This window comes from Synergistales bacterium (genome assembly GCA_021736445.1).
Lineage (GTDB): Bacteria > Synergistota > Synergistia > Synergistales > Aminiphilaceae > JAIPGA01.
In genome coordinates, this window is record JAIPGA010000070.1 from 1 (window position 1) to 14,007 (window position 14,007).

The following is a 14,007-nucleotide window of genomic DNA, read 5'->3' on the forward strand; positions in this document are numbered from 1 at the left end:
GGGGACCACCAGCCGCGCTCCCGGGCCACATCGAAGAGGTTGTCCGAGTAGAGTATGCAGGGATCGTCCCGCTTGATCTCCCGGATTCTGAATTCGTTGGCCGCCACAAAGACCTCCCCGTCGGGCACCCGCTTGGCCACCCAGAGCCCCGAGGTGCCGTCGGGGGTCCCGCCGGCCATCTCCATGACCCACCCCTCTTCGGTGTCGCCCACCAGAAGCGTCTCGCCTGTCCCGTAGTAGCCGTAGGTGTCGATCAGCCCCCCCATCAGCGTCACCGCCTCCCGTGCGGTGGTGCAGCGTTCGAGGGCCACCCGGGAAAGCTCGGCACTGTAGAAAATCCGCTTCCCCGGCTCCGGTTCAGGCTGTACCTTGGCGCCGTTGGTGCACTCGCCGATCATCAGCTGGTGCTCGTTCATGATCCCGTAGTTGCCGTCGAAGTACGCGTAGGTGTGTTCCACCTGAGGGATATATCCGATAGGAATCGTATTCTGATGGTCGTTCATTTTGTAGCCCGCCCCGCGGTCGGGACAGACCAGTCGCGGATACATCCCCGCATTGTACTGCGGCTTCTCGCCCAACGCCACGGCGGAGTAGTAGACAGGCCGGAGCGACCCGGGCTTGTGGTCCCTGGCCGGCACATAGATCAGACGCTGATCCGCCAGTTCATCGTCGTCGGAATGCGCCACAATCACCGAACCGTCCACGGTGGCCCCTTTGGTTGCCAGGATGGTGGTGCATGCCTGTGCGGGTCCGGCCAGGACGACCGCAAGGGCTACCGCAACCACCACAATCGCTGCACTCGCTTTACCTTTCATGCTGCACGCTCCTCTCCTCTGCACAAGATGGGCTCTGTTTTACCCTCTTCCAGCCCGCCACCGCCCGTATTCCATATACACCTGTGTGGTGGCGGCCACATGCCCGCCCTGGAGGCGACGGAGGATATGGAAGGCTCCGTCGATACCCGCCGACACCCCGGCGGCCGTCAGGAGCTTGCCGCTTTCCACGAACCGCGCCTCCCTGGAGACCACACAATCGGGAGCCAGTCTCCCGATATCCTCCACAACGGAATGGTGGGTCGTACAGCGCCGCCCCTCCAGCAATCCGGCCGCCGCAAGGATCCGGGCACCGGAACAGACAGAAAAGACGATCTCCGCCGTCGCCGCACTCCGGCGGACCCACCGGAGCACCTCCGGCCTCCCGATGATCTCTTTGGTCCCCTCTCCGCCGGGCAGAACAAGGATATCGATATGGGGGTGGTCCCTAAGATCCCACTCCGCCGACAGGATCAGGCCGTTGATCGTCCGCACCGAATCCCCCGCGACACTCAGTGCAAAGGTCTCGAACAGCACCGAATCATGGAGCATGGACGCGGCGGAGAAGACCTCGTACGGGCCTGTTGCGTCAAGAAGTTCCATATCGTCGAAGACAAGGATACCCACTCGCTTCATTATACCCCTCCGATCAAACAGCAACTCGACATGCCGCCCACCGTCGTCTGCCGGGGATATCCCGTATCCTCCAGACAGAGCATCGCACACAACCTGTTGTTGAGGCTGCACCGCAGGCAGAGACATCCAAAGGAGAACGCCCCAGAGGAACCATTACGGCACCTTTGGGGCGGGAATCGTTACGGTGCGGTGGTGTCCTTCAGACCCTGCCGGTACTCGTGATTGTACTCGTACGTAACCCCCTTCCAGAGGGAGTAGCAGAGCACCAGCATGATGATCGTGAAGGGCAACGCCGAGGAGATCGCCATCTTGCGGAGGGCGTTGAGCCCCCCCGAGGCCAGCAGGATCGCCGCCACCGAGGACTGCATGATGCCCCAGATAAACTTGCGGTAGGCACGGGGGTTGAGCTCCCCCTGGGTGGTCATCATGGCCAGGACAAGGGTCGACGAGTCAGCCGAGGTTACAAAGAAGATGGTGAGCAACATCAGGGCGAAGCCGGTGAGCAACCAGCTCAGGGGATAGTAGGTGAAGACGTTGAACAGTCCGGTGGAGATGTTTTCCACCGTGGCCGCAGCGATATCGTAGCCCTGACGGATCTCCAGATCGAAGGCGGCGCCGCCGAAAACGGCGAACCAGATGAAGGTCAACAGCGAGGGCACGAGGAGCGCCCCGAGGACAAACTCCCGGATCGTCCGGCCTCTGGAGATACTGGCCACAAAGAGCCCCACGAAGGGCGACCAGGAGATCCAGGTGGCCCAGAAAAAGAGCGTCCAGTCCTTGGTCCACTGGTAGCCCTGGAAGGGGTTGGCGCTCAGGCTCATGGACAACAGCGATGAGAGGTAGTCGCCGGTGGTGGTGATCAGCACGTTCAGGATAAAGGTGGTGGGGCCGATGAAGAGCATCGCGAAGAGCAGCACCGCCGCTATGCCGATGTTGGCCCGGCTGAGCACCTGGATCCCCCTGTCCAGCCCGCGCATGGCGGAGATCATGTACATGACCGTCACGATGGCGATGATGGCGAACCAGGTCGTCATCGTATCGGGCACCGCCGGAAAGACGTAGGCCAAACCGCTGGAGATCTGCATCGTTCCCAGTCCGAGGGAGGTGGCGATCCCAAAGACGACAGCGAACACAGCCAGGATATCCACAGCATACCCCCATAGGCCGTAGATCCTCTCTCCCAACAGGGGATAGAGCGCACTCGAAATCAGCGGCGGCATGCCGCGGCGGAAACAGAAATAGGCGATGCTGAGGCTCATGACCACATAGATCGCCCAGGGCTGCAGTCCCCAGTGGAAGAAGACGTGCCGCATGGCGAACCGTGCCGCATCGGCGGAGGAACCGGCGATCCCGGCAGGGGGATTGGTATAGTGCATCAGCGGCTCCGAGACCCCCCAAAAGACCAGGCCGATCCCCATGCCGGCGGCGAAGAGCATGCTGAACCAGGCAAAGTAGCTGTACTGTGGTTTTTCGCTGTCCTTCCCCAGCTTGATTCTTCCGTACTTGCTGAAGGCCAGGGTCAGACTGAAGACAAGAAAGATAAAGGGAGCGATGGTGTACCCCCAGCTGAAATGCTCGAGAATCCCTTCATGGACGGCAGAAGAAAGGGCGTCGAACTCCCGGGGAGCAACGACACCGAAGGTGATGATCGTTCCCACCATGATGAAGGAGATGACAAAGACGATGTTCTCTTTCAGCCACATAGCAGCCGCTACCCCCTCTCCCCGCTCTTGCTGTAGCCCGTAACCGCCAGCGACTCCACGGGAACGACCAGAAGCGAACAGGGGGCGGTGCGCGCCAGCATCTCCGCTGTGGACCCCAGCATCGAACCAAAGGGGCTCGGTGCATCGTATTTCCCCAGGACGATCAGATCGACATCTCCCTGCTTCGCCTGACGGACGATCCGTTTCGAGGGACGTCCCAGTGCGGAGATTGTCTCCACCTCCCCGAACCATCCGGAACACTCTCCGGCAAGGCGGTTGAGATTCATCCCGACCTGGGTCCGGCGCGTCTTCTCGGCTCTCGGGTCGGGGGCACGCTCACCCACATGCAGCAGAACGAGGGTGTCCGCCTTGATCCCTTCATGTTTCAGATAGGGCATCACCACACTGTCTGTGGCCTGAAAAGCTGTGGCGTACATGATTCTGTCCACTCCCCCGCTCTGCCGCCGCTGCATGACACCCTTCGCTTTATAGACCGCCACAGGCCGGTCGGACAGACGGATCACATCGCGGACCACGCTCCCCAAAAGCGCGATCCGGACAATCATCTTCGGCTTCCAGGGCAGAACGATCAGCCCGACATTCCGTTCGCTCGCGTAACTGCAGATCACCGTCGCCACATGGCCGGTTTTGATCACAGCCTCCCCCTTGAATCCCTCCTCTTCCAGCTGCTTACGCAGTGCTTCCAGTTTCTCCCGTGCCGGAGCCTCCGGGCTTGGTTCGTTTTCCGCCACGTGGAGCAGCAGCACCCTCTGTGCCGAAAGATGCTGCAGCATCTTCATCACGCCCCTGTTCTGGGACTCCGACTCCTGCAAACTCACCGGCCATAGGACAGTGGAAAACATGGCACCCCCCGTTTCTCTCCCCGCATCGGTGTGCCGTCAGCATGCGGGGAAGGTTGTAATGGACATCGACAGATAGGTCTGCGGACAGGATCAATGACCGCATCATAATGCCATTCGCCCGGAAACGTCCAGCGGACTTCCAGACAACCTTCGTCCGCACTCCTTTGCATGCGGCGCACACGCCAACCACACCCCGGCGATTCCAGACCCACAGGCCACCCTTTCAAAAGAATATCACTACATGATTCCTTTGTTCCGGCATTACAGAAAAGGGCAGTCTCCGCCGGGGAACGGCAACGCCTCCTGAGGGATCCCGCCCTGTTGTGCCCCGGCGCCGACGCTTTCCGCCAAGCCGCTTGACGGGTACGGTGTCACCGTTATAATATGCCCTGACATGGGCCGGAGTGGCGGAATGGTAGACGCGCCTGACTCAAAATCAGGTGGGCTTTGCGCTCGTGGGGGTTCGAGTCCCCCCTCCGGCACCACTTTCGTTGGATCAAAAGACACCCCGCCCCGTAGCGCTTCCCTCTCCCTGCTTCAGCCGAATTCCAGACATTTAGTCCTGTATGCCCTCCCGCCAGTCATGTGCTCCGTGGCAATAGGGAGCATAGCTGCAGCGCGCACAGCGGGGATGACCCTTGGGGTAGACCTCCGGCGGCGTCCCGCATTCCAGAACCTTTCGGGCCTCCCGGAGCAGATCGCCGAGCTCCTTCCGGGCCCTGCGATTCCATGGAACGCGAAACTCCTTCCCTGAATAGTGCAAACGCCCCTCCCGTACCGGGTAACCCGCTTGTTCCAGAAGACTGCAGTACACAAGCACCTGTACGCGGTGGCCCTCCAGCGGCTCCTCCCTGGCACCGCTTTTGTACTCGTGGGGGATGTAGCGCCTTCCCCGGCGTGTCACGGCATCGGGCCGTCCGGAGAGCCCGCCGGAGCGCCAGAGACGGCTGTCCAGCTCCACCAGCCGCTCTCGTCGGGCAAAGAGCAGCCACAGCAGCAATCCGGCACAGAGCAGCACGGCCGGCGGCAGCACCTTCGCTTCTAGCGCGTCAGCAAGAGCCACGCCGTGCCCCCCAGCAGAAGAAGCGCCACCGTCAGCCGCCAGGTTGCCGACCAGATCGCCCGCAGTCGGAACCAGCGGCCCCAAATGCGGTGACGCCTCCTCCCTTCCTGCATCCGCTCCCCTCCGGACACAGGAGGAACGACCCCGTGCCCGCGGAACCAGGCCGCCCGTTCGCAGAAGGCAAACTGGCCGAGCAACGAAGCGGAGATATCCCTCTCCCGCCACGCCTTCCCTTCAGTCATTCCACGTTGCCCCTTTCACCCTGACAGTTCCATTGACAAATCACCCGTTCCCTCTAGGCTAACGGTAGCGTACACTGGTGTCAGGCGATACGCCACCCATAACAGCGCGTAAGGAGTGAGAATATGGCACAACAACGTCGCTACCCCGGATGCTTTGTCTGCGGACTTCCCGAGGAAAATCCCCGGGCGCTGCAGGTTCCCATCGAGTGGGACGCAGAGGGACAGAGGACCTATCTGCCGTTCACCCCCGACAGGACATGGTGCGGGTTTGAGGATGTTGTCCACGGCGGAATTTTGACCGCTATCTGTGACGACGCCATGGCCTGGGCCCTGCGCGAACAGACAGGCCAATGGGCCGCAACGGGCAGCATCAACGTCCGCTACCGCGCACCGGTCAAAACAGACGCGGAGTACCGTGCCGTCGGACGCGTGGAGCGTATCGACGAACGCAAGGCAAAGACAGCCGCCGAGATCACCGATCTGGAGGGGACCGTCTTTGTCGAAGCGACGGCGATCTTCGTCTTTCTCGAAGGACGTCCCGAAAAGGGCGTGCTCCGGTAGCATCGGCCCCGGCGCAGGGGACAACGGAACAAAAGGAGGATACTACTGCATGGAATCGACATGGATCACCACAGGTGGTGGAGATAAAGGGAAGACCTCACTGGGCAACGGAGAACGGGTCCCCAAGGACGCCCCCAGGGTCATCCTCTACGGGACCCTCGACGAGTGCCAGGCTGCCATCGGAATGGCCCGGGCGACATGCTGCGAAGAGGGCATCCAGAAGCAGCTTTTCACGCTGGAAGAGAATCTCGGTTTTGTGATGGGCTACTTCGCCCTCTACCCCGGACTCCCGGAACCCAACCCCGAGACACTGGAACATATCGTCGATAAGGCGAAGGAAGTGGTGGGAGAAACCTTCCGCTTTGTCCGCCCCGGCGATTCGGAGCCCGGCGCCGCCCTCCATCTCGCGCGCACCATTGCCCGGCGGGCGGAACGGATGGCGCTCCCTCTCTACAGGAACGGCGACATCGGCGACCCCTCCTACACCTACGTCAATCGCCTCTCCGACGCCATCTATGCCCTCTCGCTCTGGACCGATTACGTCAATTCGGGCTGTGGGAAGGAAGGATCCTGACAGAAAGAAAACACCCACCTCCAGGTGACACTCTGTGGCGTCCTCGCCTGTTTTTGCGTATAATGAGTATCGTATACTTTTTCCCATCCTTGGAGGACACCGCACATGACTGCAAACCCTCTTTCACCTGCAGAAAATCAAGACCTGCGCCAGATTGTTCACGATAAGGTACGGGAAGCCATTCTGGATGGCCACTTTCTTCCCGGAGAACGGCTTTCCGAGGTTGAGCTGGCCGAACAGCTCAACGTGTCCCGCACCCCCGTCAGAGAGGCAATACGGCAGCTGGCCCAGACGGGCATCATCGAACTCCGTCCCCGCAAGGGAGCCTTTGTGGCGCTCCTCAGCATCAAGGATGTCAACGATCTCTACGAACTCAGATCAGCGCTGGAGCTCATGGCGGTGCAGGACATCTGCAAGAACCCGCCCCGGGAAGAGCTGATGAAGATGCACCATGTCTTTTCCTCAATGGACAATACCACAGACCCGCAGTACTTTCTGGAGGAAGACAGCCGATTCCACCGCCTGCTCAGAGGGGGGTCGGGCAACCGCTTCCTGGAAAAGGCCCTCACCAATGTCTTCGATCTCATCCAGCTCTGCCGCCTCTACTCGATAGCGGAAACCTCCATCGAGCGTTCACTGGAAGAACACAAATGCATCATCGATGCGGTCCTCCAGCAGGACAGCCGGAAAGCCACGGATGCCCTCCAGAACCACCTCAACTATTTCAGGGAATCGCTGATCAGCTACCTCAACAAACATCCGGAATTCACCAGGGGCCGCAGGGCCTCCTGATGGAGCGCCGGGCTGCGCACCTTTTTTGCGTTCCCAGTTCCGGCCGTTGCTTCCGTGCCCGCTTGGCCCGATCGGTTCACATGCCTGCGCCGGCAGCCTGCATACACCCCTGATACCAGGCGTAGAGGCTCTCCGGCGTACGGTCGGGAGCGATGCCGTAGCGGGTCAGCGCGAAATCGTACTTCGTGGGATCTTCGGGATTGACCCCGCGGAACCACTCCGTAGCCTCCACAGCAGCCCGCAAATCCGGGGTTTTCCTTGTGGTGCACCCCAACCGACAACAGATCCGATGCATGTGGGTATCCATCGGCAGAAGCAGCTGCGAGGGGGACAGGCAGCCCCATCCCCCCGGATCGACATGGTCCCGCCGGACCATCCACTTGCAGTACAGAAAGAGTCGTTTGCAGGCACTGCGGTCCCGTGGAGAGGCCAGCAGGGAATTGGGCTCACCCGCTCCGCAGGAGCGCAGCCTTCCGACCAGATGGGAGAGTCCCTGTACTGCAGGTTCGTCGCCGCCCATCCCTTTCTGTACCACCGCTTCCACAGAACCCTCCGTCCGAATCAGGCGCCCCAGGGCGGCGACCAGCCTCGCCAGCTCTCCGGCTGTGGTGAACCGATGCCGCCAGGCCCCAAGCTCCCCGAGCAATCGCTCCGGAGATTCGGCAACCATCTGCGCCGGTGCTGGTCCCAGCACGGCCAGCACCCGGTTCGCACTGTTGAGGATCTGTCGCACCCGGCCGTAGGCAAGGCCCGACACGATAAGGCCCACAACCTCCCTGTCTCTGACATCGGGGTAACCCTGTAACAGGGAAACGGGGTCCCCGGGCTCGTCCCGCAGACCCCCGCAGGATTGATAGATCTTCTCAAACCAGCGCCGTCGCGCAGACGCCAGGCTTCGGTCGTTACCCCCGTCGCCGTACGGCCCGGGCAACGGTTCTTCCCAATTCGCGACACCCTTCGAGATCATGCTCGGCAGGTACGTAGCGGACAGCCAGGCGGTCGGCGACACGCTCCATTTTCATATCATCCAGCTCCTGCTCCAGCAGTTTGACGGATTCCCCGCCCCATCCGTAGGAACCGAAGGCAGCGCCCAGTTTCCCCTGAGGACGCAGCCCTCTGAGATAACAGAGACAGTCGGCCATCCGCGGAAGGTATCCGTTGTTCAGTGTCGGGGAACCGAGGACAAGGGCATCGGCCTCCAGGAGGGCCGTCACGACGTCGCTCCGGTGACTGTCGGCAAGGCCCATGACGGTGACCTCCATTCCTTCGTCGATGCACCCCTCGGCAACGGCGTCGGCCATCTTCTCCGTGCTGTGCCACATGGTGTCGTAGACCACGACCACGCTGCCCCTGGTCTCATAGCGGCTCCAGGATGCATAGGCCCCGAGGATGGCCCCCGGATCGCCGCGCCAGATGACACCGTGGTCCGGCGCGATCATGTCGATGGGGAGGTTCATCTGTTCCACACTCTCCAGCAGCTTTTGCACAAGCGACGAGTAGGGCCAGAGGATATTGGCGTAGTACTTCGCCGCCTGATGCATCAGCATCGCCGTGGGCACCTCGTCGTCAAAGCGCTGACTGGTTGCATAGTGCTGTCCGAAGGCATCGCTGGAGATCAGTACCCGCTGATCCGGCAGATAGGAGAACATGCTGTCCGGCCAGTGGAGCATCTTGGTCTCGATAAACTGAACGTCACTCCTGCCCAGCGAGCGGGTCTCCCCGTTGGCCACCACTTCCAGCGGCCACGCCACCGCCTCGGGGAAGTGCGCCTCCAGGGCGAGTTTGCATGCCCTGGAACAGTAGACCCGCTCGGGCGCACAGAGGGAGATTGTCCGGGGCAGGCTCCCCGTATGGTCCATCTCTGCGTGGTTGACCACAATGGTATCGATACGATCGAGGGGGACCACCTCGGCGATCCGCCGGAGCATCTCCTCCGTGTGGGTGTGTTTCACCGTATCAAAAAGGGTCGCCCGCTCTCCATCAAAGAGCAGAAACGCATTGTAGGTAGAACCCTTCTCTGTGGAGTATCCGTGGAAATCCCGCAGCCCCCAGTCAATGGCGCCTACCCAGTAGAGGTTCTCCGCTACCTGCACAACACCCATCGCTATCTTCCTTTCGACAACAGGGATATCCCTACAGATCCTTCACGTCGTTGAAAATCGCTGTCGGCGCATTCTTCTGCGATTTCCCCTTCTTGACCTTGTGGTAGTCCGCGTAGGTAAGAGGCGTGCCCTCTTTGACAATCTCCGCAGACTGCACCTCGCCGACAAAGAGCCTGTGGGTATGGACGTCCGCGGCATGGATCACCCTGGCATCGAGTACCGCCAGCGTCCAATCGAGAAAGAGAGGGCTCCCTGTCGGCCCCTCCTTCAGATTCACCGCGCTGCATTTGTCTTCATCACGACCGCACTTGAACCCGAACCGGCCGATATAGGTCATCGGCACCTCGTGTTCCAGCACACTGACGGAGAACACCCCGCTCTTTCCCACATATTCGGTGGTGAGATTGTCCTTGTGGAGACAGGTGGTCACGCAGAGCGGATCGCCGGTGATCTGCATCACTGCATTGGCGATCTGGGCGTTATGGTGACCCTGCCAGGTCGAACCGACCACATAGAGGCCGTAGGTCAGTCGAAACAGCGCCTTTACGTCAAGCTCCGGTACTGCACTCATTCCTTCCACCTCCCGAAGGATCTTGCCGAGCCAACGGCAAGGCGGGGCAGAGCCCATGCCCTACCCCGCCTTTCTTCCTTCGCCCTGTCTAGTCCTCTTCTTCGCGCTCTCCGAGCTTCCGGTCGAGCATAAAGAGACCGTTCCTGGACTCCTGCACCATCTTCAGCTGCTGGACCACCTCGTCCACCGAGGCCTCCTCCTCGACCTGCTCCTTGACAAACCACTGGAGGAATTCCTGTGTGGGATAGTCCCTTTCTTCATGGGCGATATCCAGCAGGCTGTGGATACGACCGGAGATGTACTGCTCATGCTCAAAGGCGTCCTCAAAGGCTTCAAGCGGCGAATTCCAGGATGTCTTGGGGCCATCGATGGGCTTGAGTTCCACCCTCGACCGCCTGTCGTTGATGTATCCATAGAACTTCATGGCGTGTTCCATCTCTTCGTTGGCCTGTGCCTTCATCCACTTCGCCATTCCCTGGAAACTGGCATCCTCCAGCCAGGAGGCCATGGAGAGATAGACATATGCGGAATGGAGTTCCGCATTGACCTGATCGTTCAGAGCGTCCCACAGCTTTTCACTGAGCATCACAGACTCCTCCTTCTGTACAGCAGGGATAGAATAGCTGCCGAAAGTATACCACGTACGGTGTTCGTAACGTTCCGACCTCGAGAAACTGTAATTATTATTTGTTTCAGGGGTACTATACCTGGAGCGTCTGCACCTGTCAAGCTGGGTCAGCCGTTCAGCGAAGCGGCGATGGCCCTGCCCGCAACCACCCCGCTGGCGGAGGCCTGGATCACGCCACGGGTGACACCGGCACCGTCGCCAGCAGCATAAAGCCCGGGAATGGAGGTTTCCAGAGAGCCGCTGAGGGAGAGCCTGAGGCTGTAGAACTTCACCTCCACACCGTACAGCAGGGTATGCGGCCCATCGACGCCGGGGATGATGGCATCAAGCGCTGCGAGCATCTCCCGGATCGCCGTGAGATGCCGGTAGGGCAGCACAAAGGAGAGATCGCCAGGCTCGGCCTCTTCCAGGGTCGGACGGACCAGGCCTCGACCGATCCGCTTGGGTGTGGAGCGCCGTCCCGCCTTGAGGTCCTTCAGGCGCTGAACGATCACCGACCCCCCAAGCATGTTGGCAAGCCGGGAGATATGGGAACCGTAGCCGTTTGGATCACGGAAGGGTTCGGTGAACTCCGTGCTGACCAGCAGAGCGAAATTGGTGTTCTCCGTCTTGTCGTTCTGATTACTGTGGCCGTTGACCACGACCACATCTCCCTCGCTCTGATACTCGGTCACCACCTCCCCTCCCGGGCACATGCAGAAGGTGCGCACGCGGTCATCAAAGGTGGGAGATGTGAAGACGGCCTTGACCTCGTAAAACTGCTCGGTCAGGTAGTCGGCCCACTCGCGGGGGATCTCCACACGCACGCCGATATCCACAGGGAGGGAGGCCACCTTCAGCTGCTGTTCCGCAGCTACGCGCTCGATCCACTGCGCTCCCTCCCGACCGGGGGCAAGCAGCACACGCCGTGATTCCAGGGACGTACCATCCGTCAGTTCCACCCCTGTCACGCCGGCGTCCCCGGTGGTTACCGACTTCACCTCACTCTGGAGCTTGACGTCGCAGGCCCTGGACAGAGAGGTCCAGATGCTCCCCAGCACCTCCTTGGAGCAATCCGTACCGATATGGCGGATGCGGGCCGGGATCACATTGAGCCCTGCAAAACGGCCCTTCTTGACCACCTCATGGGCAAAATCCGGGTCCGGTGCAAAGACGGGGGCATCGGCACCGTAGTGGACCCACATGCCGTCCACCTCTTCAATGAGTTCCTGCAACCGCTCCCTCCCGATGTAGCTCTCCAGATTGCCGCCAAAGGCGGAGGTAAGGGTCAGTTTGCCGTCGCTGAAGGCGCCCGCGCCCCCCCATCCACAGGTAACACTGCAGGGGGAACAGTGGAGACAGTGATCGGCGGCCCCTGTTTTCAAGGGGCACGAACGCCCCTCCAGCGCTTTCCCCTTATCGACAATACAGACGGAAAGCCCTCTGTCCACCGCCTCCATGGCGGCGAAGAGGCCTGCCGGTCCCGCACCCACAATCAGCAGATCATACATATCCATCCTCCTATACTACAGTTCGTCGCTATGCCCTCGCACACCACGCGCAGAGCCGCCGCGGAACGCGGCGGCTCTGCGCTGTCTCTCGACGGAGCTCTCTACGCACTAGCCCTGCGTCTGGTCCTCGACCAAGGCCAAACGGGCATCGTCGTCTTCCCCCTTTTTCAGGCGGTAGGCCGCCACAAGCTGCTGCAGTTCCTTCACAACATCCTCCTGCTCGTGCCGGATCTCCGTCAGCTTCCTGGTCATCTCCTCCACTTCCCTGGAGACCTTCTCGACATCCTGGGAGGAGGTCTGTCCCTCGGTCACCTGCTGGACGATACTGTCCATGGCGCTGGCGATCTCCTCGCTGCTGGCCGACTGTTCCTGGGCGGATGCGGCGATGTTTTCGATGCCGTTGGACATCTCTTCGATGCTCTTCATGATATTGGCGATCCGCTGGGAAGTCACGCCGGAATCCTTATCCGCCTTTTCGATCAGCGACTCCGTACGGGAGACATCGTCAGCCGCGCTCCTGGTCTTGCTCTGGATCTCGCCAATCACCTCGCCGACCTCACCGGCCGCCTTGTTGGATTCCTCGGCGAGCTTGCGGACCTCCTCGGCGACAACGGCGAATCCGCGCCCCGCTTCGCCGGCGCGGGCTGCTTCGATGGCGGCATTGAGGGCCAACAGATTGGTCTGGTCGGCGATACCGGTGATCGTCTCTACAAAGGAGGAGATCTTGGAGACCGAATCCTCCAGGGAATGGATGGCCTCCACAACCTGTTTGCTGGAACTGCCTACCTCGGAGACCCCCTTGGCCACATCCTGGACGGAGTTGTTGCCGTCCTCCACATCCTTGCGGATGGTCGAGGCGTTTTCACTGAGCTCCGATGCGATCTTGGCGGAGTTCTGGGCGCCGGAGGAGACCTCTTCCACACCGGCGTTGGTCTCCTCGGCGGCCGAGGAGATGGACTCCATCACCGAACGCATGTTCTCCGCGGATTCCCGTGCCGAAGAGGACTCCTGGGACACCTGGGTATCGATCTGTTCGAGATCGTTACCCCGTTCGGTGAGCAGCTGATTGAGTTCTTTCACCCGGTTCACAAGCTTCCGGTATGACTGCAGGATCGTGGCGAAGGCCCCCATGGCCTGGTTGACCTCATTCCTGCTTCCATCGTTCTCCCACAGTTCCACGGTGAGATCCCCCGCGGCGATCTGTTCGGCGATGTTCACCACATCCTTCAGCGGGTTGACGAGACGCCCCACAAGGTACAGCAGCAGCACGACACCAACGATGAGCGCGGGGACCACCCAGAGCGCCATCTTGTTCCGCATGGCCGTAAGGGGAGCGAACATCTCGCTGTGGGGCAGGGCAAAGGCGAAAAACCAGTCCATCCCTTCCACGGTACCGACAAAGGCCCGCTTCTCCGTACCGTGGTAGGAGTAGTCGAACCGACAGACATCCCCCCCGCCATTGCGACAGAGGGAGGACGCGGCGAAACCCTCCCAGAAGGTGGGGCTCATCTCCTCCAGGGACGTACCGGCAGTCAGCTCAGGGTGAGCGAGCAGCCCTCCCTCTGCGTTGAACACAAATCCGTAGCTCTCCTTCCCAAAGCGCGTGGACACCACATGCTGCAGCAGGTTGTCCAGCGCAACCCCCGAAGCGATCACGAAGGAGACCTCACCGCTGCCGTCGCCCATCGTCGTATAGGGCGTATAGGTGGAGAAGTACATCGACTCCCCGACCCGAGCCATGCCCTGGTAGCTCTTTTTCTCTTCCACCACCTGCCTGTAGAGAGGGCTGTCCGATTCGACAACCCTTCCGAGTTCGACATCGCCTCCCTCGCCGGCGAGCGACGAGGCGACCAGCATAAGGTGTCCCTCTTTCCCCTCGCCGACCTTCTGGTAGAAGTTGACCTCTCCGGCGAAGTTGGCGGCGAAGTTCTCGGCGAACTCATTGTTGCCCGTCAACTGGGCCAGCTGCC

General features: G+C 60.9%; 15 protein-coding genes and 1 tRNA gene. 4 read left to right on the forward strand and 12 right to left on the reverse strand.

Translation table 11 applies throughout. The annotated features are described in order from the left end of the window. From K9L28_09485 to K9L28_09500, 4 genes are all read right to left on the reverse strand, one after another. Positions 1-815, reverse strand: an 815-nt coding sequence (locus K9L28_09485; GenBank protein ID MCF7936561.1) for a C69 family dipeptidase, incomplete at its 3' end; no start/stop codon positions are given. A 39-nt stretch (positions 816-854) separates the two neighbouring features. Further along, positions 855-1,448, reverse strand: coding sequence for a DJ-1/PfpI family protein (locus K9L28_09490; GenBank protein ID MCF7936562.1), 594 nt, complete (start codon positions 1,446-1,448; stop codon positions 855-857). A 179-nt stretch (positions 1,449-1,627) separates the two neighbouring features. Next, positions 1,628-3,151 carry a BCCT family transporter gene (locus K9L28_09495; GenBank protein MCF7936563.1) on the reverse strand — a complete coding sequence of 508 codons (1,524 nt, stop codon included), beginning with the start codon at positions 3,149-3,151 and terminating at the stop codon, positions 1,628-1,630. A gap of 8 nt (positions 3,152-3,159) precedes the next feature. Continuing rightward, positions 3,160-3,990 (reverse strand): universal stress protein, encoded by an 831-nt coding sequence (locus K9L28_09500; GenBank protein MCF7936564.1) that lies wholly within the window; start codon positions 3,988-3,990, stop codon positions 3,160-3,162. Between the two features lie 422 nt (positions 3,991-4,412). Between K9L28_09500 and K9L28_09505 the strand changes: the two genes are divergently transcribed. Further along, positions 4,413-4,499, forward strand: a tRNA-Leu gene (locus K9L28_09505). A gap of 71 nt (positions 4,500-4,570) precedes the next feature. On the opposite strand, the gene cas4 is transcribed toward K9L28_09505, so the two are convergent. Both cas4 and K9L28_09515 read right to left on the reverse strand, forming a co-directional pair. Further along, positions 4,571-5,077 carry a CRISPR-associated protein Cas4 gene (gene cas4, locus K9L28_09510; GenBank protein MCF7936565.1) on the reverse strand — a complete coding sequence of 169 codons (507 nt, stop codon included), beginning with the start codon at positions 5,075-5,077 and terminating at the stop codon, positions 4,571-4,573. After that, positions 5,056-5,319 (reverse strand): CRISPR-associated protein Cas4, encoded by a 264-nt coding sequence (locus tag K9L28_09515; protein MCF7936566.1) that lies wholly within the window; start codon positions 5,317-5,319, stop codon positions 5,056-5,058. Before K9L28_09515 ends, cas4 begins: the two co-directional genes overlap by 22 nt. A 123-nt stretch (positions 5,320-5,442) precedes the next feature. Between K9L28_09515 and K9L28_09520 the strand changes: the two genes are divergently transcribed. The 3 genes from K9L28_09520 to K9L28_09530 all read left to right on the forward strand — a co-directional run bounded on the left by K9L28_09520 (position 5,443) and on the right by K9L28_09530 (position 7,246). Further along, positions 5,443-5,880 carry a PaaI family thioesterase gene (locus tag K9L28_09520; protein ID MCF7936567.1) on the forward strand — a complete coding sequence of 146 codons (438 nt, stop codon included), beginning with the start codon at positions 5,443-5,445 and terminating at the stop codon, positions 5,878-5,880. 49 nt (positions 5,881-5,929) lie between these two features. After that, the gene (locus tag K9L28_09525; GenBank protein ID MCF7936568.1) at positions 5,930-6,454 is read left to right on the forward strand and encodes a cob(I)yrinic acid a,c-diamide adenosyltransferase; all 525 of its coding nucleotides are present in this window, start codon (positions 5,930-5,932) and stop codon (positions 6,452-6,454) included. A gap of 105 nt (positions 6,455-6,559) precedes the next feature. Beyond that, positions 6,560-7,246, forward strand: coding sequence for a GntR family transcriptional regulator (locus K9L28_09530; protein MCF7936569.1), 687 nt, complete (start codon positions 6,560-6,562; stop codon positions 7,244-7,246). Between the two features lie 76 nt (positions 7,247-7,322). Here the strand turns inward: K9L28_09530 and K9L28_09535 are convergent, their stop codons facing one another. The 6 genes from K9L28_09535 to K9L28_09560 all read right to left on the reverse strand — a co-directional run. After that, positions 7,323-8,177: a TIGR02757 family protein gene (locus tag K9L28_09535; GenBank protein ID MCF7936570.1), complete on the reverse strand. Its 855-nt coding sequence runs from the start codon at positions 8,175-8,177 to the stop codon at positions 7,323-7,325. Further along, a complete protein-coding gene (locus tag K9L28_09540) occupies positions 8,149-9,348 on the reverse strand; it encodes an FprA family A-type flavoprotein (protein ID MCF7936571.1) in 1,200 nt (399 codons plus the stop codon). The genes K9L28_09535 and K9L28_09540 overlap by 29 nt, the downstream gene beginning before the upstream one ends. 31 nt (positions 9,349-9,379) lie before the next feature. Next, positions 9,380-9,919, reverse strand: coding sequence for a flavin reductase family protein (locus K9L28_09545; GenBank protein ID MCF7936572.1), 540 nt, complete (start codon positions 9,917-9,919; stop codon positions 9,380-9,382). An 88-nt stretch (positions 9,920-10,007) separates the two neighbouring features. After that, positions 10,008-10,505 carry a ferritin gene (locus K9L28_09550; protein ID MCF7936573.1) on the reverse strand — a complete coding sequence of 166 codons (498 nt, stop codon included), beginning with the start codon at positions 10,503-10,505 and terminating at the stop codon, positions 10,008-10,010. Between the two features lie 149 nt (positions 10,506-10,654). Continuing rightward, positions 10,655-12,043: an FAD-binding protein gene (locus K9L28_09555; protein MCF7936574.1), complete on the reverse strand. Its 1,389-nt coding sequence runs from the start codon at positions 12,041-12,043 to the stop codon at positions 10,655-10,657. Between the two features lie 102 nt (positions 12,044-12,145). Continuing rightward, on the reverse strand, positions 12,146-14,007 hold a 1,862-nt coding region (locus K9L28_09560; GenBank protein ID MCF7936575.1), incomplete at its 5' end, for a Cache 3/Cache 2 fusion domain-containing protein.